We start from the raw sequence: 19,191 nt of genomic DNA, 5'->3' as shown, positions 1-19,191 counted from the left end.
TTTTCACTCACTAATTACCACTCTATTAGTCTTTACCTAAACACTAATATTGTTCCCTCTTCACATAACTTGTATGAAGGAGCTTATGAGATTTATGACTCAGTGGCTCTTCCAAAAATTCCTGATAAATTTGAGTGATTTCAGGGTTTTCATGTGATTTACGAACAGGTAAGGACAAATCTTCAGCATAAATAGCTTCCATACGCTTTCGACGAATTTCATCATCAACCGGGAATGGCTGACCACCACCACCTAAACATCCACCAGGACAAGCCATAATTTCAATGAAATGGTAGAATCGATCTCCATTGTCAATTGACTCCATCAGCTGATGTGCATTCTCTAAACCATTAGTAATGGCGCACTTTAGTTCAACGCCTTCTAAGAAACTCCATTCAGGAAGAACGTTTTCGATTAAAATATTAGCCTCCTTCACACCATCTAAGCCACGAACAGGCTTAATTTCGAGATTTTCAAAAGGTACTTCACGCCCGGTAACAATTTCGTAAGCTGTACGTAAAGCTGCCTCCATCACACCACCTGTTGCTCCGAAAATTAAACCAGCTCCGGATCCAATTCCCATTATAGAATCATAATTCTCTTCATTTAACTGATCGAACTCGATACCTGCTTGCTTAATCATTACAGCCAATTCCCGGGTTGTCAAAACCAAATCAACATCCTTATAACCGCTATCTTTCATCTCTGGTCGATTAGCTTCATATTTTTTCGCTGTACACGGCATTATTGAAACAGAAACAATATTCGCAGGATCTACATCAATATTCTTAGCGTAATAAGTCTTTGCCAATGCACCAAACATCTGCTGTGGCGATTTACAAGTCGATAAGTTTGGTAAGTACTTAGGGTACTTGTGTTCGATATATTTTACCCAACCCGGAGAACAAGAAGTCGCCATTGGTAAAGCTACATCCGGATTATCATCGACTAATGCACCTTTTAATCGAGTAAGCAACTCTGTACCTTCTTCCATGATCGTTAAATCAGCCGTAAAGTCAGTATCCAAAACTGAATCGAAACCTAAACGACGAAGAGCAGAAACCATTTTATTAGTCACACTGGTTCCAGCCTCAAAACCAAGCTCTTCACCTAAACCAATACGAACAGCCGGAGCCGTTTGAACCACAACGTGCTTTTCAGGATCTGATATAGCGTCCCAAACTTGCTCAACATAGGATTTCTCTACCAATGCACCAGTTGGGCAATGCACAATACATTGACCACAATTTGTACATACAACTTCATTCAAAGGATGATTATAGAAGGTCGATATTTTCATTTCGGCACCTTTATGTGCTACTGCAATTGCACCCACGCTTTGAATATCTGCACATGTTCTCACACAACGTTGACAACGAATACACTTACTATCATCTTTTTCGATTGAAGGAGATAGTGAATCTATACTATAAAACTGATCAGGAACTAAATCGATAAAATCTTGATTGGTTATTTGCAAATCTGCTGCAATAGTCTGTAATTCACAATGCCCGTTGCGATAACACTTGGTACACTCTTCATTGTGTTCAGCCAATAATAACTCAATAATATGCTTACGACAATTTCTTACTTTTAAACTGTTTGTATTAATCTCCATACCTTCATTCACAGGAGTTGCACAAGAAGCCACCAAGCGATCAACGCCAGCTTGTTCCACGACACAAACTCTGCAATTACCTGCGACACAGAGGTCTTTATGATAGCATAAGGTTGGAATATGTATATGTAATTTTTCTGCTGCTTCGAGTATCGTTTTTCCTTCCTCTACACTAACAGCTATACCATTAATTGATAAATTGATCATATTTGCCATATCAATTTTAGTTTAAATTGTTCAAAATTTTAGATTGGTTATTTTCTTAATTAGTAAATCATTTCCTCCCGGAAATTTTCTACAATAGAGGAAAAAGAGTTTGCAACAGATTGTCCCAAACCACACTTAGCTGTCAGACGCATCGTGTCTGTTAACTTTAGAAGTTTATCAAGATAAGCTGCTGGTTTTTCTCCTCGTTTTACAGCTTTAATGCCTTTCAATAATTGTTGACAACCCACGCGACATGGTGTACACTGACCGCATGACTCCTCTTCGAAGAAGTCTAAATAATTATTAAGAACATTATACATCGAGCGCGAACTATTGAAAATCATCATTGATCCTCCTGTTGGTAAGGAAACTCCAGTTAGTTTTCCCTGATAGCCAATATGTGATTTTGCAAAACGTTTACGAGGAACCAGAAAACCCGATGCTCCGCCAACCTGTACTGCCTTAGTGTCGCCATCTCCAAAATCATCAACAAAATCCTGAACACTCATACCCAATTCAAGTTCGTAAATACCTGGAATTGGTGTGTCACCCGAAACAGAAAATACTTTTGAACCCCATGAATCTTTAACACCTAATTCACGAAATTTCTTTGCCCCATACTTCATAATCGTGTATGAGTGAGCCAGCGTTTCTACATTATTAATTACAGTAGGTTTATTTAAATACCCACACTGTGTTGGATATGGAGGTTTATTTCGAGGTTCTCCGCGTTTCCCTTCCATTGATTCAAATAGGGCTGATTCTTCTCCACAGATATAAGCACCACTTCCCATGAATATTTCTACACGAAAATTCAATCCTAATTCATCAAGTATATCATGAAATTTTCTCAACTCCTTTTTCAAATCAGGAACTAAGAATTTATATTCTCCTCTCAAGTATATATACCCCTCTTTTGCTCCAATAATTTTAGCACACATTGCCATTCCCGCAAGAACTTTATGAGGTACCCGGGTAAGAATCTCTCTATCCTTAAAAGTTCCTGGTTCTCCCTCATCTGCATTACAGATGACATATTTCTTTTTCTCTGTTTCCTCAGCTGTTAACTTCCATTTTAATCCTGTTGGAAAACCGGCTCCTCCACGACCTTTCAGTCCTGAATTAACCATTTCGTTGATTATCTCTTCGTGAGAACGATCGAATGATTTTTGTAGAATCTCCTTACAATCATTTTCATTTTTGAAAATCAAATCTATTCTATTGAGTTGTTTAGTTTTTGTCATACCTAAGGGCATTTAGATGTTAGTTTTGCTTTTTGACTTTACATTTAGTTTTCTTCTTTGTACTCACGAAGAATATCAACAACTGAGTCTGGGGTCAGTTCTGTATAAACGTCATCGTTAACAAGCATAGCAGGTGCTTTATGGCACCAGCCCAGACAATTTGTTTCAAGTATTGTAAAGAGTTTATCAGGCGTTGTATCTCCCAACTTTATTTTCAAGAAATCTTCCAATGCCAAAAGAATTTGGTTCTTTCCTTTCATAGCACAGGTTATGGTTTTGCATACGCGAATAACGTATTTTCCACGAGGTACAATATCCAGAAATGAATAGAAACTAGCCGTTCCATATACATCGGCGGCAGGTATGCTCATTTCTTTCGAAATCTTAAGAATTGCTTCTTCCGAAAGATATCTCTCCTCATCAATCACCCCCTGTAAAATTGGAAGTAGATTCTCTCTATCTCTCCCATGTTTCGAAACCAATTCTTGCACTAATTTTTCTTGAAAATCCATAAAGTAATGGTTTTAGAGTTAATATTAATAGAGTTACACTCTTAAGATAAAAAAATTAAAGAAATTTTTCTCTATTAAATCAACAACACTCTATTCCAACATCTTATAAGAATATGTCAAAATACTACAATACATAACATAAGCTAATTCCTAAAAAGCCTATAAAATATAATGTTTGAAGAGATAAGAATCTATAATAAAAAATTCTTATCTTCAATAGAACATGCTCAAAAACATACTTAATTTCAATTTAGACTTCTTTTAAACTACAAAACTTAAAAATATGAGCACAAAAAAAGCCTTCGGTACATTACCAAAGGCTCTCTATAGCAAAAAGTTATATTCTTAGCAGTATTTTCTAGGCTCTATTTCGTTTCGTAGAACCATATAACCATTCATTGCAAGAGCTTTCATTTCATCTTCACCCGGGTAAACAATTACCGGAGCAATAAATGAAACCATTTCTTTCACATAGTTAACTAAATCGCCATTGTGAGCAATCCCACCAGTTAAGACAATACCATCAACTTCACCTTTAAGAGAAGCAGCACAAGCACCAATTGACTTACCAACTTGATATGCCATTGCATCTTGAATTAATTGAGCTTTTGCATCCCCATCCTTAGCTTTCAACTCAATTTCGTAAGCATCATTAGTTCCCATATGAGCAACTAATCCACCTTCTCCTTTTATCATTTTCTTCACATCATCCAAAGTAACATCACCGCTAAAGCAAAGCTTAGCTAATGCACCTGCAGGAAGAGTTCCTGAACGTTCAGGAGAGAAAGGTCCTTCACCGTCTAATGCATTGTTCACATCGATTACACGCCCTTTAAGGTGAGCCCCAACAGAGATACCTCCACCAAGGTGAGCAACAATGATGTTTAAATCTTCGTAATTTTTATCAACAGATAAAGCAAATGCTCTACTCACAGCTTTTTGATTCAAAGCGTGAAAAATTGAAATGCGCTCAAACTCCGGATGACCGGAAACACGAGCAACATCAATCATCTCGTCTACAACAACCGGATCAGCGATATAAGCTTTAGCATTTGGAAGAGACTGAGCAATATTATCAGCAATTAGTCCACCAAGATTACTTGCGTGCTCACCAAGAACACCAACACGTAAATCAGCTTTAAGCTTCTCATCAACCAAGTACACACCTGATTCAATTGGCTTAACCAAACCACCACGACCAACAACAGCTTCAATTAAATCAATCATGATTTCAGCATCAATCAATTCCTTAAGAATAATATCCTTACGAAACTCGAATTGTTCTGAAATGCTATTGAATTGAGCTAACTCTTCGTTAGAGTGCTTAATATTTTTTAGAAATACTGATTTGTCGCCTTGATACACGGCAATCTTTGTAGAGGTAGATCCCGGATTGATAGCTAAAATTCTGCGATTTTCCATTTGTTATGTATGTTTGTTTGAGTTTGTTCAATTTGTTTGCAAAAATACCAAACTTGATTAGAATTCAATACCATTTTAAGATATTTTACTTCAATTTCTCAATTTAGTTTGATTTTTAGTAATAAATTGACACCAACGAACGACATATCCCTTTCAAAATATAGATATCCGTTGCCTTTGCTCTAGGAAGGAAATAAAACTTGGACACAACAATTTACTCATTGCAAAAAAAGTCAGCAATGAGAACACATAGTAAATGATTAAATAAATAGGAAATGAATGAATAAAGCTTTTAGCTCCAGTCTTCTAGGATTGGTAAATTCTCCAAAGCAATTACCTCTCTGCGGGCTTCAAAATGATTAAACAGATCTTCTGCCGGCCATTCTTTAACAGAACGTAAGAATCGACTCATCAATACACTTAAATCTTGTGTAAAGTCAGATCCACGCCAAGTAGAACTATTCGTAACAATTACATAGCTTAATCCATTTTCCTGATGCTTCATCAAGGCTGAACTACCTGCTAATGTTCCTGTTCTCCACCAAGTTCCTTTCCCTCGAGTACCTTTCCACCCAATTGGACTATGACCATTCTTGTTTGGCGTAGTCATATATTTAATGCTCTTTTTAGACAATACATCAGGCAAACTATCGTCCCCATCAATTGCCATCATGAATTTAATTAATTCAGCTCCAGATGCAATCCAACCACCTGCACCACCAAGTGCTTCAATATTATTCCCTCCATTGCTTCGATAAACTGATTTACCAGAACCATTAAAAGCTGATATCTTTATCGCATTGGATTGTTCGTAATAGTTAACCTCATTAGAAAACTGATCTTTTCGTAAACTTTTTCCCATGTGCATGTCAAAAATCCCAGCAGGCTTTAAAACGTGCGTTTGTACGTATGATTCGTAATCTTCTTTGGCTGCCTTTTCGATAACTTTCTCAAGAATTACATATCCCAAATTTGAATAACCTCCACGAGTACCGGGAGTAAAATGCAATCGTCTTGAAATCGCAAACTGAATTGTAGTTTGAGCATCAATAGGAGGTTTTACTTTCATTTTCTTAGCAATTGCTAATGGTAAAAACATTGGATCACCATATCTGCTTGTAAAACCAGCTGAATGCCTAAGAAGATGTTCAACTGTCATCCTCTTGGTTCGTTTATCACGAATGTTAGAATATACGGAATCATTTAAAATTCCATGTTCTCCGAACACATAATCATCTAAATGCAATTTTCCTTCTTCTTGAAGTTTCATAATTGCAGTCGCAGTAATTAACTTTGAAACACTAGCAATTCGAAATAAATGAGAAGGCTGTACTTTTTCTTCATTTTCCACATCAGAATATCCGTATCCTTTTGCAAATACTAATTTACCATCCTTAACAACGGCAACTGTAGCTCCAGATACTTCCCACTTCTTTAAAAAGCGATTCATTATATAATCAGCTCTTTTAACTTGTGGTCCTTCAGAAAGGTTATTGTAAATTCTATGAGACACAGCTTCTATGCTAGTGTCAAATGGAACAGCGGGAGATTCTTGCTTAGAGAAACTAAAAGTTTGGCCTAGAAACACTAGGGCCAAAAAAATAAAAATTGATACTAATCTTCTTACAATCATTCAATAGTAAATTGATTTAACTTGCTTTATCCAACATCACAACTCATCCTAATAACAAGTCAGTACATTCATTCTACTGTAACGGGTACAAAAATGTTTATATTTTTTTGAAATACCAGTCTAAATTAAGCCCAATTTAAAAACAGTAAAAATAATACCCTTTATCAAACATTAAAAGCATTTCATCTCAAAAATACATACATTAAGCATAAATAACAATAGAATATATTCTTATTTAGAAAGATTATTCCAAATTAATTATACTAAGCAGAAATGCTTTTATGTCGAAAAAGCTAACGAAAATAAAATAACGCTAGCTTCTGAAATTTATTTTGGGATATTAAAAAAAATTAAAATTTAGTTATTTATGACAGTAACAAAGCTCTTCTGTTACCTGAAAAACATTCACTTCCTCTTCAATACCTTTCACCTTAACTGATCCCAAATCAATCAGTTCCTTTTTACAATCTAATAAATTTGCAAGTTGCTTACTAAGTAAAAATTGAGTTTTGAAATTCTTATTTAACTGTTCTATGCGAGATGCTATAATTACATTTTTACCAGCTATGGAAAACTGCTTTCTAATTTCATTGCCAATATTACCAGTAATAACTTCGCCACAATGCAAGCCAATTCCAACGATGGTTGAATCTTCATTTTCGAATGGTCTCAAATGATTTATCGCTTCAATAATTTCCAATCCTGCATGATAAGCATCTTCTGCGTGCTTGTCGTTTTTAACAGCAATACCAAATGACGCCATAAAACCATCTCCTAATATCTGATGAATAATCCCATTATTCTTCTCAATAATCCGAATTAATGGATCGAAAATGGCATTTTGAAATTCGATTGTTTCTTCTGGGCTTTGATGATCTGCCATTACCGTAAAGTTTCTGATATCCAAAAACATGATCGAACCAAAAACTTTTTGTCCTACCGTATCATTTCTATGCAGGATTAATTCTTGAGCAACACCTTTGGATAACTGCTGTCCTAAAAGAGATTCTATTTCATTTTGAGTATCCTTTGCTTTTAATAGATTATTCACTCTTTTCCGAATTTCAGCAGCAACTACACCAGCAATTACACCTGCCGATAACAAACCCAAACTTCTCATCGAATAGATTTCAATCATTTGATCAATATCACCTTCTGGTTTCAAGAATTGGATTCCCCAATAAGAAACTCCGAAATACCCAATACAAGCTAATACTCCAGCACCAACAGATATTTTCAAATCGAGATGCATTGCCGATAGCATTAAAAGCAAGAAGTAAAAAGTAAGACCATCGTACTCTAAAACCAATAACGAATTATCATACTTTACAATATTGTACAATATTATAGCAGGCAAGCCAAACTCAACCAATAAATTGAGAATCAATATTCGTTTTGGAACAGAACGATTGTTTTTTATCATCGATCTCATCCTAAGATAAACTATGAGTTCGAATAAGAAAAAAACAAGCCACCAAAAAGACACAACTATTACGAATTCTTTATTATTCAATTGATCACGCAATAAATTGGGAATCATCTGATGTAAAATCGGAATTACCAAAGTACTCACGAGAAATATTAACAAAATGATACCAACCCGTTTCCTTTCTATTTTAAGAAACTCAGGATGTAAAGGTTCATTAAATTTATGATGTCCGAATAGCATACTCTTTTTTTCTACTTGTTAAATGTAACGTTCTTCTCTTGAAATCGATTTTGCTTTCAATTTTTCAGCTATTTGAGGGTATCTCTTCAAAACTTTATCGAATTCCTTTTTTTGCAATTCGTACACATCAGAATAGCTTATTGACTTTACTGTTGCAGTTCTGCTTACTTTCTTAAACAGTCCTATTTCGCCCATAAAGTCACCTTTTTGCAGAATGGTTAGCTGCTTACTTTCATCGGCAGAGAGAACACTTATTTTTCCTTTTTGTACAAAAAACATGGACTTGGCAATATCTCCGGTTCTGAATAAATAATCTCCAGGTGTTAATATCATAGGTGTAAGATATTGGGCTATGTCTCTTATGAAATGATCGTCAACACAATCGAACAAAGGAATATCTTTGATGACATTTTTCTTGAATTCGAGCTGTAATTCTATTCTTAAACCGTAGGGTAGTGCTTCCATTAACTCGCTCTCATCATATCCAAGTTTTTGTTTCCATTCGTAAGTAAAATAGTCGTTTATTCTATTTTCCAGGCTCTTAGGAATATGCTGATAATGGATTAATGCTCTAAGTTTTTCCATATTCTCTATAAATCGTTGTTCTGCCGGATTTTTCTTTGTGAATATACCTACAACTGTTCCTACCAAAAAAGCAAGAACTCCCACTCCAAATAATTGAAGAAATATGGTGAACAACATTTCAATATTACCAACAGGAACAATGTCTCCGTAACCTACCGAAGTTAAGGTTGTGATTATCCAATATAGAGATTGTACATAGTTATCGCCATTTGTTATACCACTTTCCAAGCCATGAATATTTAGCCAAATGCATGTTAACCAATGGGAAAAAACAAAAAAACCTAATAGCATAAACCATAAGGATATTTTTGCTGACATGCGAATATTTCGAATTTGAAAAAAGCGAGCAGTTCTATAAACTCTTACCCATTTAAAAAGACGAAGCAATTGAAAAGCAGGATGAGAAAAAATTACTGCATAAGGTAACAACGAGAGAATGTCAGCTACAAAAAACTTCTGGGATGAATAAGAATCCCAATAGACATCTTTTAGAATTGAATGATTTTTAACTTCACGGTATCTTAAAATATTTGCAATTAGATCAAGACAGAAAATCAACGAAATACTTAAATCAAGCGTACGATACCAATTCAGACTTCTTAAATTAAATAAAAAGTCTAAAGGGATTATACTTGCTTGCAACAATACTGTGAGGATAATGACTATTCTCCAGCCAGAATTGTAAATTGATTTGAGGTATTTATCAGACATTAAGATTAGGTTTTGTCCAAAGTAAAACGATTTGAATAAATTCTCCCAAATAAAATAGACAAAAGCAAGTTTTCGATCGGTAAACTGCAATTAAGCCTATATTATTCCTTACGAAACTTTCCGATACATTCTTACTGCAAAAAATATAGTTGAAACAGCAAACATTCCCAATATTGCGAATTCTCGTAGGATATCAAAAAAGCCGGAACCTTTTAACATGATCATTCTGATTATTTTGATAAAATAAGCAATTGGATTGAGAATGTTAAGCTTCTGTCCCCACTCGGGCATGCTTTCGATAGGTGTAAATAGACCACTCATCAGTAAGAAAATGACCATAAAAAACCAAGCTATAAACATGGCTTGTTGCTGTGTGTCAGTTTGTGTTGAGATGAGTAAGCCGAAGCCTAAGATTGCAATTAAATAGACAAAGGCGACCAGATAGATCAGCCAAACTGAACCTAAAAACGGAATTTTAAATCCCCAAACAGCAACCAAAAGGTCTATTCCCAAAACGAAAAAGCCTATAAGCAGAAAGGGAATTAGCTTCGCTAGAATGAATTGAGACTTCTTAATTGGTGTTACATTGATCTGTTCAATGGTTCCAATCTCTTTTTCCCGCACAACATTCATTGCAGATAAAAACAAGCTAATAACGGTAATCAGCAAAACAATTAAACCTGGTAGCATATACGGTATATACTTCATCTCGGGATTAAACTGATGCGAGTAAGTCGATCTGACCATATTGTGTTGATTGTCCTGACTTAGCCCTGCCAAACTGAGTGCTATATTCTGATTATAATCCTGAATAACAGAATTGATGTAAGCGTTGTACAGGCCTGCTGAACTTGCATTTATGGCATTCACAAGAATCTGAATGGATGCCTGTGTTTTTAAATCAACAGACTTTCCAAAATCTTTATTGAAGACAAGAATTGCATCAATATTGTCTTTAAATATTTCTTTTTCCGCCTCTTCCTCCGAAAAACCAATTTCTTTAACTGTGAAAAACGGAGATCCATTAAATTTGGAAATTAATTCTCTGGAGTGACTGGAAAGATCCTTGTCGACAATATACAGATTCGTGTTTTTCATATCGTAAGTAGCCGCAAAAGACAGAATACAAAGCTGAACTATTGGCATGACAAATATGATAGGTAACATGCTCTTGTTACGGAAAATCTGTAAAAACTCTTTTTGTAGTAGATATTTTAAAATTCGCATAATTCTTACTTTCGGGATTACTCTAATCTTGTTTTAAACTTCTTAAGGCTAAGTCCGATGAAACCTATGGTCATGGCGATTAATATCAAAGTCTCTTTCCATATATATTCAAAACCGACACCTTTCAGCATAATGTTTTTCAAAATCACAATAAACCATTTTGGAGGTATTATATTGCTTATGATCTGAAGGGGGAGCGGCATGTTTCGAATTGGAAAAATAAAGCCGGAAAGTATGATGGTAGGCAACATTAATACAAACATGGAGAGCATCATTGCAACTTGCTGACTTTTTGCTACTGTTGATATAAAAATACCGATGGATAAAGCAAGAAAGATAAATAGAATACTCTCAGCCATTAGTAAGGCAAAACTGCCTAAAATTGGAACACCGAATATAAAATAGCCCATGCCAATAATAACCAAGGCATTGATAAATGATAAAACCAGATATGGTGTTACTTTACCCAATATAATTTGTAATGGATTTAAGGGTGATACCAATAGTATTTCCATGGTTCCCAATTCTTTTTCGCGAGCAATTGATATTGAGGTCATCATGGCTGAAACTAACATGAGTATGGTTGCCATTATACCGGGAATAAACATGAAAACACTTTCCAGATTGGAATTAAAATACATTCGTGTATTAGACTTAATCCTGAAGGGCTCTTTCTTTCCATTATTGATTTCGATATTGTAGTTTTGAAGAATACCTTGCAAGTAATTAACCTCCAAATTAGCCATGTTTGGATCAGTAGCATCGGTTAGAATCTGAACATTAGCTTTTGTGTTTTTGATTAAGTTCTTACCAAAATCAGGTTCGAAGACTAAAATCAGTTTCACATCGCCTTTCCGAAAAATGGCATCGGCTTCTTCTGCAGACTCGAGGTTCTCAGTTAGTTTAAAGTAGCCCGATGAGGTTATTTTATTGATGATTTCTGCAGAATATTCATCTTTAGAATGGTCCAATACAGCCATTTTAACATCTTTAAGATCCGTAGAAATGACGTAACCAAAGAGCATGATTTGAACGATTGGCATTCCAAACAGAATAAGCATAGATCTCTTATCTCGAAAAATATGATAGAACTCCTTTTTTAAAAATCCGATAAATCGATTCATCCGTATATTTATTAATCTTATTCTATATGAGTTGCAGTTCTGGCCAAACTAAGAAAGACCTGATCCATATCAGTCGCATTAAATTGCTTTTTCAGTTCCTCCGGCGTATCTAAGGCCTCAATTTTACCATCTACCATAATGGATACCCGGTCGCAATATTCTGCTTCGTCCATATAGTGCGTTGTTACAAAAACGGTAATTCCTGCTCGGGAGGCATCGTAAATCAAATCCCAAAATTGTCTTCGCGTTACGGGATCGACACCACCGGTTGGTTCATCAAGGAATACAATCTTAGGGTTGTGAATTATGGCTACAGAGAAGGCTAATTTTTGCTTCCAGCCCAATGGTAATGCGCTTATTCTTTTATTTCTTGCATGTTCCAGATCAAGTTTTTTTAGCAATTCGTCCGATTTAGAATTAATTTCTGATTTAGATAAACCATAGATGCCTCCATAGAATCGAATGTTTTCAAAAACCGTTAAATCCTCGTAAAGAGAGAATTTCTGACTCATATAGCCAATGTTTCTTTTGACGGATTCCCGTTCCTTGTATACATCAAAACCAGCGACACTAATTTCTCCCGATGTTGGGAAAGATAAGCCACATAGGATTTTAATAGCCGTTGTTTTACCTGCACCATTAGCACCCAGGAAACCAAAAATTTCACCAGCTTTTACTTCGAAAGTCAAATCACTGTTCGCCGTAAATTCTCCGAATTTCTTGTACATGTTTTTAACACGGATCACCTGTTGTGTACTATTCATGATCTTCTGATTTTGTACTTAATGCCATAAAACAATCTTCTATGCTGGGTTTTATCTTTTCGATAAGAATGCCAGAGCGTCCTTTCTTTTCCAAATACTGCTTTAGATCTTCTTCCGGAACTTCATTACGTAAATCGGTGTAGTGTAAACTTTGTCCGAAGAGAAAAACCGAATGAGTCGCTTCAAACTCTCTTAAATCGAGTAATGATTGGTAATTGTCATCGCTTCTAACAGAATACAGTTCTTTGCCAAATTGTGCTACAATTTCAGCAGGTGTATTAACCTGCAAAACCTCACCATCCTGAATTAGTGCAACACGTTCACATAAATTGGCCTCGTCCATATAGGGAGTTGCAACGACTATAGTGATACCTCTCTTTTTTAAGCCCTTAAGCATTTGCCAGAATTCCGATCTTGATACGGAATCGACACCTGTAGTAGGTTCATCTAGTAATAGTATTTTGGGTTGATGGATGAGTGCGCAACAAAGAGCCAGTTTTTGTTTCATACCACCTGAGAGTTGTCCTGCCAAACGGTGTTTGAAAGGTTCAATCTGCACCCAGATATCATGAATCATATCCATATTATCTTCGATTTTAGTGTTGAAAACAGTCGCAAAAAAGCGAAGGTTCTCAATCACACTTAAATCCTGATAAAGAGAAAACTTACCTGGCATATATCCTAAAAGGTTCCTGATTTTCTTGTATCCAGCTATACTGTCAATATCACACAATTGGGCAGAGCCTTCGTCGGGTAATAACAGGGTTGCCAGCAATCGGAAAAGCGTTGTTTTACCAGCACCATCCGGGCCAATCAGTCCAAATAATTCACCTGAATGAATATCCAAACTGATATTTTTGAGAGCTTGGACATTGCCGTAGCTTTTAGATATTTTATCTATATGTATGCTTGCATTCATCGTTTTTTAGAATCTAATTTCGCCTGGCATACCAATTTTCAGACGCCCATCGTTAACAACTTTTATTTTTACGGCATATACCAATTTTACCCGCTCTTTTTTTGTTTGAATAATTTTGGGCGTAAACTCCGATTGAGACGAAATCCAGCTTATTTTGCCTTCAAGAGTGAAATTCTCGTCTTCATTTTTATCAATCAAAACATTTACGGTTTGCCCAATTTTAACAGATGAAATTTGATCACCACTGATGTAAACTCTTAAGTCAAGTGTTCTTAAATCGGCTAATTTGAATAGGGGAGTACCCATGTTTACCATTTCGTAGGGTTCACGATATTTCTCTAAAACTGTTGCAGCCTCGGGCACGTATATCTTACTTTTCTCAATTAAATCATTTAATGCATCTACTTTTCGAGTCACATTTTCCAAGCTACCAAGCACTTTTGCATTCTCTGTTTTCACGGCTTGAATTTGTTTCTGAACAACCAATATATTTCCATTAATATCATCTACTTGCTTGCTGGTTGCGGCTCCATCTGTAAACATCTTATCAATGCGTGATTTATCCTTTTTAAGAATTGTAAGTTGCTCTTGGTAAACAGCAATTCGCGAAAGAATATTTTGAACTCCTGAGGCAATTGATCTTTTTTCAGCTTTTAATTGCTCTTTTTGAAGAAATAATTGAGTTGTATCAATCAATCCAACCTGTTCTGCCTTTACAAACACATCTCCCTCATCAATATCAAGAGATAATATTTTTCCTGCATTTTCTGCTGATATCATATAATCATTTGCTTCAAAATTACCATAAGCATCCGATTCGTTTTCGTTTTGCATACATGCCGAAGTCAAGAATACAAGGGCGATTGCTATTATTGTCGTAAATTTCATTTTCTTATTCTTTAAATTCCTTTAATTCTGTTGTATTCCGCTATAGATTGCTGTAATTGAATGGTATGATATTCCTTATTCAATTTTGCTTGAATTTCTTTATTTAAATCTTCTAGATAATCACTAGAGGTAATCACGCCATTATCTAATTGAGAAGCGGAACTTTTGCTAACAGCTGCCTGCAATTCAATTATCGCATCATCCTTTTCAAGCAAAACAGTAAACTTTCTAATTTTACTCGTTTCATTTCCCATTTCAATTAACTGATTCTGGGTAAAGCTGAGTTCTTTCGTTTCTATTAAATCTTTTCTAAACACAATCTGCTTTTGCTTTCGGCGATTTGCCTTCCAATCGAAAATATTCCATGATATCTTTGCTCCTACCATATAATAAGTGTCAAATTCATCTTTTAATTGATTGTAAGTCGGATTTCCATAACCTGCTTGTCCAAATCCAGTTATAACAGGAGATCTATCCTTTTTCAAAAGCTTTTTTTGTGCTTCGAGTAAAGATTTCTGACTTGAATAAAGAAGATATTCTGGTCTTTGCTTTACATCTATACTTGCACGATTAACAACTTCCTCTTCAAACTTGGTTTCTTCAAGTTTCACTTCAGTATCAATTTTCCGTCCCATCAATTCAGAAAGTGTTGAAAAGAACGATTCTTGCATTGCCTTAAGCTCTAGAACTTGCTGATCTATTACTAATATTTCCGATTGCAGTACTTTCAAATTCGCAGGTAAAATAACACCATTTTCAACTGCCGATTTAATCTGTTCTAGACGATTTAAAATAGTTTTTTGCTTATCAGCAAGTACCAATTTGCTTTTTCGAACCAATTGAATACCATAAAATGCTGCATTCACTCTTGCACGCAATTGATACATCTGAATTTCAAGATCATTAATATCAACCTCAGAGCTTTTCTTTTCAACTTCAATTCTACTCTTGGTCTTCCCTCCATCGTAAATTAACTGCTCAATATCAAGATTTAAAGCGTAACGATCTTTAGGTGCCTCGGGCGCATCAACTCCTGGTAAATTTATCCCAGTAACATCGGACTGGTAACTAACTTGTCCATTTGCATAAAGCCTTGGCAAGTAAGAAACCTTAAGATTTTCAATATTCAGTTCAGAAGATTTATTCAACAATGACTTTCCTTTCATTAATGGAAAGTTCGCCTGAACTTCTTTCTGACATTGATCCAAATTAAGAACTTCCTCTTGGCTCCAGCCTATTTGAATCTTAAAAAAGATGATCAGTAAAAAAACGTATTTACTATATTTTAAAACTCTCATATCTCAATTTTTATATTCTTATCGATTGTATCACAAAATTGGCAACTTGATCCGCTCTTTTTTTAAGCATTTCATCCATATTAACTTCTTTAAATAACAGCTCCTTTGCTAAGGGACGAGCAACAACGGGAAAGATTGATAGACTTATAATATTTAGAATCAATTCCCGTGGATCTATTTCTCTTATAACTCCATCTTCACTTGCTTTTTTAATTTGAACTAAAGTCTTCTCCATACCATCCATAACTCCTTCAATATTGATTAATCTAATAATTCTTGAAGGATCCGTATTCACCTCGTTTAGAACAAAATTTGGTATAAATGGATATTCACTTAACACCGTCTGATACAAATGACATATTTTTCTTATTTTCTGGAACAATTCAGATTCATCCGCTAAGAAACTTGCCATTGGTCTAGCTAGGTTAATAAATGCCTCAGTAAAAATTTGTTCAAATAATTTTTCTTTGTTTTTGTAGTAGTAGTGTAATAAGGCCTTGTTTATTCCTGCGCGATCGGCTATTTCTTGCATTCTGGCGCCAGCATATCCTTTTTTAGCAAAAATTTGCTTTGCTGTTTTTAATATTAGTTCCTGTGTTTCTTCTGATTTCTTATTCTCTTTCATGCTTTAACCAGATGGTTAAATTAAATTCAAAAAATAAACCATTCGGTTTAACCGTTTGGTTAATACAAATGTAGAGCTTTATTTAAACGCAAAACAATTTATACCTTTTTTAACCAAGTGGTTAAAAAAGGCATAAAAAAACTCCCATCCAAACCGAATGAGAGTCTTCAAATAGTTATAATAAACTACTATTCATACTTTAAAGATTCTATCGGGTTTGTTCTAGCTACTTTTAAAGAATGACCACTAACTGTTAATACTGCTAACACTATTGACATCAGCAAGGCTAATAGCAAATAGAACCAAGGGAAATCTATGCGATAAATAAAATTCGATAACCAAGATTGCATTGCAAAATAGGTAAGCGGCCAAGCAAATATATTTGCAATAACAACATGCAGACAAAGCCTTTTACTCAAAATAACCATTAGGCTCAACTCTGAACTACCTAATACTTTGCGAACACCTATCTCTTTTACTCTTTGCTGCATCTCGAATGATACCAAACCTAATAATCCTAGTAAGGCAATGAAAAAAGCCAAAATGGTAAAAGCACTAAGTATGTTAGCAACCCTTTCTTCACCTTTAAACAAATTATTAAAATCACTATCTAAAAAGAAATACTCAAATGGCTGACCGGTGGTCATTTTCGACCAGTTCTTTTTTACCACTTTTACACCTTCCATAATATTGTCTGGCTCTAACTTCACCAACATGTATCGCTTAAAATACTTTGGGTTATACGTCAATAACATCGGCAATATTTTATCACGCATCGATTCGAAGTGAAAATCTTCTACAACCCCAATAATCTCCTGAGGAACTCGATCTTTCTGATTAAAGCTTGGCTTATAGATATACCTACCTACGGGGTTGTCTTTATATCCCAATGCTACAATAGCCGCTTCGTTGGCTATAAAAGCTGTGGTATCAGACAACCTATTCTTATCAAATTTTCTTCCATCAAGTATATTTAAATCCAATAAATCAACAAAACTCTCATCGACATGCATCAATCGAAAATTTATCAAATCTTCATTACTTGCTCCCTCTTTATACATCGACCAACCATTGGTACCTCTCCCTGGAACCATTCCTGAAAAAGAGACATCTTCAATGCCCGAATATTGATTTAATTTCTCCTTAATTGTCTGCTTTTGCTCATCTTCCAAAGCATATGCTCTATCCACAACCAAAACACGTTCCTTATTAAAACCAAGCTTTTTTTCTTGCATAAAATCAACCTGCTCTTTAATAACAAATGCCGATATCAATATCCCAATAGCTACCGTAAACTGAAATACAACCAAAATTGCTCGTATTTGTTTACCAATTTTACCCTTTTGAACTTCGCCTTTCAATACACTCATTACTCTAAATCGAGACAAGGAAATAGCTGTATAACTACCTGCAAACAATACTACGAATATCATTACACCAGCCATAAATAGAAAATACTCTCCTTGCCACAATAGTTCGGATGTTAAATTTTTTCTGGCGATAGCATTAAAATATGGCAAAATCAATTCAACCAAAAAGAAGGAAACAACTACAGCCAGCAAAGACATCAAAAAAGTCTCAGCATAAAATTGAATCATTAACATGTTTCTACCACTGCCAAACACTTTACGTACTCCAACTTCTTTGGCTCTTGTATATGATCTTGCTGTTGTAAGATTTAAGAAGTTTACACAGGCTAATAATAGAATAAAAAAAGCGATCGCAAAAAATATATAAATGTATTTTATATCGCTAACAGGCTCAATCTGTTTTTCTGTTGTAGTTTCTAAATATATTGATTCAAGAGGTTCCAAATAATAGCGAAACTCATTTCCGTCTTTTTCCCATGCTTCGATATCAATCCCTAAAACCTCTATCAATTTTGGCCCCATATATTTCACTACAAAATCAGGAAATTTCGCCTCTAAATCCTTATAATCAATTCCAGGTTCTAGCAAAAAATAAGCTTGCATGTAATCACTAAACCAAGCATCTTCTTCTTCAGCACTCAAATTTAGCAAACCAACTAAATCATAATGAAAATGAGAATTCTCCGGAACATCTTCAACCACACCACTAACAATAAAAAGCTTATCCTTAGGCATTTTTAAAATTTCACCAACGGGATTTTCATTACCAAAGAACCTCTGAGAAGTTGTTCTTGTCAAGACAATATTATTTTTCTCTGCGAATGCTGTTTTTGCGTCACCAAAAATAAATGGCCTTGGAAACACCTCGAAAAATGTAGAATCGGTGCGCAAATATTTATCTTCTACGAATTGTTTTTCTCCATAAGTAAATAGCACATTGTTCCAAAAATTTATTCTTGTGGCTACTTTTACTTCTGGAAAATCATTTACTGCATTAGGCGAAAAAGGAGCACAAATTGTATTGCCATCCATTTTTCGCTCACCCATTTTTATTTTGGTGGCTACACGATAAACATTTTCAGAAGTTGGATAAAATTTATCATAGCTCAACTCATCTCGCACAAATAGATAGATCAAAAACACACATGCCAAGCCCACAGCTAAGCCAGCAATATTAATGAACGAATAGCCTTTGTACTTTCTCATATTTCGAAAGGCAACTTTGAAGAAACTTTGAATCATAGCAAGAGGTTAGATTTACATGGAGGATATATCAATCCACATGCCAGTACTCTCAAGCTATTAAATATCTTACACTTAACAAAACTAAAATTTAAAAAAAATGTTCGATAAAGCACGATCATGTACGGTTTCG

15 protein-coding genes are annotated in these 19,191 nt (G+C 35.0%); all 15 read right to left on the bottom strand.

Annotated elements, in window-relative coordinates; all coding sequences use genetic code 11:
- Nucleotides 1–43: 43 nt before the first annotated feature.
- Entirely contained in the window at nucleotides 44–1,834 is a 1,791-nt protein-coding gene (locus tag L3049_RS16230) for an NADH-dependent [FeFe] hydrogenase, group A6 (RefSeq protein WP_275110869.1), read from the bottom strand.
- Between the two features lie 50 nt (nucleotides 1,835–1,884).
- A complete protein-coding gene (locus tag L3049_RS16225; protein ID WP_275110868.1) occupies nucleotides 1,885–3,069 on the bottom strand; it encodes an NADH-ubiquinone oxidoreductase-F iron-sulfur binding region domain-containing protein in 1,185 nt (394 codons plus the stop codon).
- A gap of 44 nt (nucleotides 3,070–3,113) precedes the next feature.
- Nucleotides 3,114–3,581: an NADH-quinone oxidoreductase subunit NuoE family protein gene (locus L3049_RS16220; protein WP_275110867.1), complete on the bottom strand. Its 468-nt coding sequence runs from the start codon at nucleotides 3,579–3,581 to the stop codon at nucleotides 3,114–3,116.
- 345 nt (nucleotides 3,582–3,926) lie between these two features.
- Nucleotides 3,927–5,003: a butyrate kinase gene (gene buk / locus L3049_RS16215; RefSeq protein ID WP_275110866.1), complete on the bottom strand. Its 1,077-nt coding sequence runs from the start codon at nucleotides 5,001–5,003 to the stop codon at nucleotides 3,927–3,929.
- 292 nt (nucleotides 5,004–5,295) lie between these two features.
- Nucleotides 5,296–6,636: a serine hydrolase domain-containing protein gene (locus L3049_RS16210; RefSeq protein ID WP_275110865.1), complete on the bottom strand. Its 1,341-nt coding sequence runs from the start codon at nucleotides 6,634–6,636 to the stop codon at nucleotides 5,296–5,298.
- Nucleotides 6,637–6,997: 361 nt separating this feature from the next.
- A complete protein-coding gene (locus L3049_RS16205; protein WP_275110864.1) occupies nucleotides 6,998–8,059 on the bottom strand; it encodes an adenylate/guanylate cyclase domain-containing protein in 1,062 nt (353 codons plus the stop codon).
- A gap of 264 nt (nucleotides 8,060–8,323) precedes the next feature.
- Nucleotides 8,324–9,601 (bottom strand): cyclic nucleotide-gated ion channel, encoded by a 1,278-nt coding sequence (locus tag L3049_RS16200; RefSeq protein ID WP_275110863.1) that lies wholly within the window; start codon nucleotides 9,599–9,601, stop codon nucleotides 8,324–8,326.
- Nucleotides 9,602–9,709: 108 nt separating this feature from the next.
- The gene (locus L3049_RS16195; RefSeq protein ID WP_275110862.1) at nucleotides 9,710–10,828 is read right to left on the bottom strand and encodes an ABC transporter permease; all 1,119 of its coding nucleotides are present in this window, start codon (nucleotides 10,826–10,828) and stop codon (nucleotides 9,710–9,712) included.
- A 17-nt stretch (nucleotides 10,829–10,845) separates the two neighbouring features.
- Entirely contained in the window at nucleotides 10,846–11,952 is a 1,107-nt protein-coding gene (locus tag L3049_RS16190) for an ABC transporter permease (protein ID WP_275110861.1), read from the bottom strand.
- Between the two features lie 17 nt (nucleotides 11,953–11,969).
- Nucleotides 11,970–12,716, bottom strand: coding sequence for an ABC transporter ATP-binding protein (locus L3049_RS16185; RefSeq protein WP_275110860.1), 747 nt, complete (start codon nucleotides 12,714–12,716; stop codon nucleotides 11,970–11,972).
- On the bottom strand, nucleotides 12,709–13,635 hold the full coding sequence (locus L3049_RS16180) for an ABC transporter ATP-binding protein (protein WP_275110859.1): 927 nt from the start codon (nucleotides 13,633–13,635) through the stop codon (nucleotides 12,709–12,711). Before L3049_RS16180 ends, L3049_RS16185 begins: the two co-directional genes overlap by 8 nt.
- A gap of 6 nt (nucleotides 13,636–13,641) precedes the next feature.
- Complete coding sequence (locus tag L3049_RS16175) at nucleotides 13,642–14,523, bottom strand: HlyD family secretion protein (protein WP_275110858.1); 882 nt, start codon at nucleotides 14,521–14,523, stop codon at nucleotides 13,642–13,644.
- 11 nt (nucleotides 14,524–14,534) lie between these two features.
- Nucleotides 14,535–15,821, bottom strand: a complete 1,287-nt coding sequence (locus L3049_RS16170) for a TolC family protein (protein WP_275110857.1) — start codon at nucleotides 15,819–15,821, stop codon at nucleotides 14,535–14,537.
- 10 nt (nucleotides 15,822–15,831) lie between these two features.
- A complete protein-coding gene (locus tag L3049_RS16165) occupies nucleotides 15,832–16,446 on the bottom strand; it encodes a TetR/AcrR family transcriptional regulator (RefSeq protein WP_275110856.1) in 615 nt (204 codons plus the stop codon).
- 188 nt (nucleotides 16,447–16,634) lie between these two features.
- A complete protein-coding gene (locus L3049_RS16160) occupies nucleotides 16,635–19,022 on the bottom strand; it encodes an ABC transporter permease (protein ID WP_275110855.1) in 2,388 nt (795 codons plus the stop codon).
- Between the last annotated feature and the right edge of the window lie 169 nt (nucleotides 19,023–19,191).

The organism is Labilibaculum sp. DW002 (assembly GCF_029029525.1).
Lineage (GTDB): Bacteria > Bacteroidota > Bacteroidia > Bacteroidales > Marinifilaceae > Paralabilibaculum > Paralabilibaculum antarcticum.
This window is presented reverse-complemented; position numbering and strand designations above follow the sequence as displayed.

Bases quoted from the DNA above. Each gene is read 5' to 3' on its own strand.
- L3049_RS16175 (WP_275110858.1), bottom strand. From the start codon at position 14,523: ATGAAATTTACGACAATAATAGCAATCGCCCTTGTATTCTTGACTTCG.
- L3049_RS16210 (WP_275110865.1), bottom strand. From the start codon at position 6,636: ATGATTGTAAGAAGATTAGTATCAATTTTTATTTTTTTGGCCCTAGTG.
- L3049_RS16185 (WP_275110860.1), bottom strand. From the start codon at position 12,716: ATGAATAGTACACAACAGGTGATCCGTGTTAAAAACATGTACAAGAAA.
- L3049_RS16205 (WP_275110864.1), bottom strand. From the start codon at position 8,059: ATGATAAAAAACAATCGTTCTGTTCCAAAACGAATATTGATTCTCAAT.
- L3049_RS16180 (WP_275110859.1), bottom strand. From the start codon at position 13,635: ATGAATGCAAGCATACATATAGATAAAATATCTAAAAGCTACGGCAAT.
- L3049_RS16165 (WP_275110856.1), bottom strand. From the start codon at position 16,446: ATGAAAGAGAATAAGAAATCAGAAGAAACACAGGAACTAATATTAAAA.
- L3049_RS16230 (WP_275110869.1), bottom strand. From the start codon at position 1,834: ATGGCAAATATGATCAATTTATCAATTAATGGTATAGCTGTTAGTGTA.
- L3049_RS16200 (WP_275110863.1), bottom strand. From the start codon at position 9,601: ATGTCTGATAAATACCTCAAATCAATTTACAATTCTGGCTGGAGAATA.
- L3049_RS16195 (WP_275110862.1), bottom strand. From the start codon at position 10,828: ATGCGAATTTTAAAATATCTACTACAAAAAGAGTTTTTACAGATTTTC.
- L3049_RS16170 (WP_275110857.1), bottom strand. From the start codon at position 15,821: ATGAGAGTTTTAAAATATAGTAAATACGTTTTTTTACTGATCATCTTT.
- L3049_RS16220 (WP_275110867.1), bottom strand. From the start codon at position 3,581: ATGGATTTTCAAGAAAAATTAGTGCAAGAATTGGTTTCGAAACATGGG.
- L3049_RS16160 (WP_275110855.1), bottom strand. From the start codon at position 19,022: ATGAGAAAGTACAAAGGCTATTCGTTCATTAATATTGCTGGCTTAGCT.
- L3049_RS16225 (WP_275110868.1), bottom strand. From the start codon at position 3,069: ATGACAAAAACTAAACAACTCAATAGAATAGATTTGATTTTCAAAAAT.
- buk (WP_275110866.1), bottom strand. From the start codon at position 5,003: ATGGAAAATCGCAGAATTTTAGCTATCAATCCGGGATCTACCTCTACA.
- L3049_RS16190 (WP_275110861.1), bottom strand. From the start codon at position 11,952: ATGAATCGATTTATCGGATTTTTAAAAAAGGAGTTCTATCATATTTTT.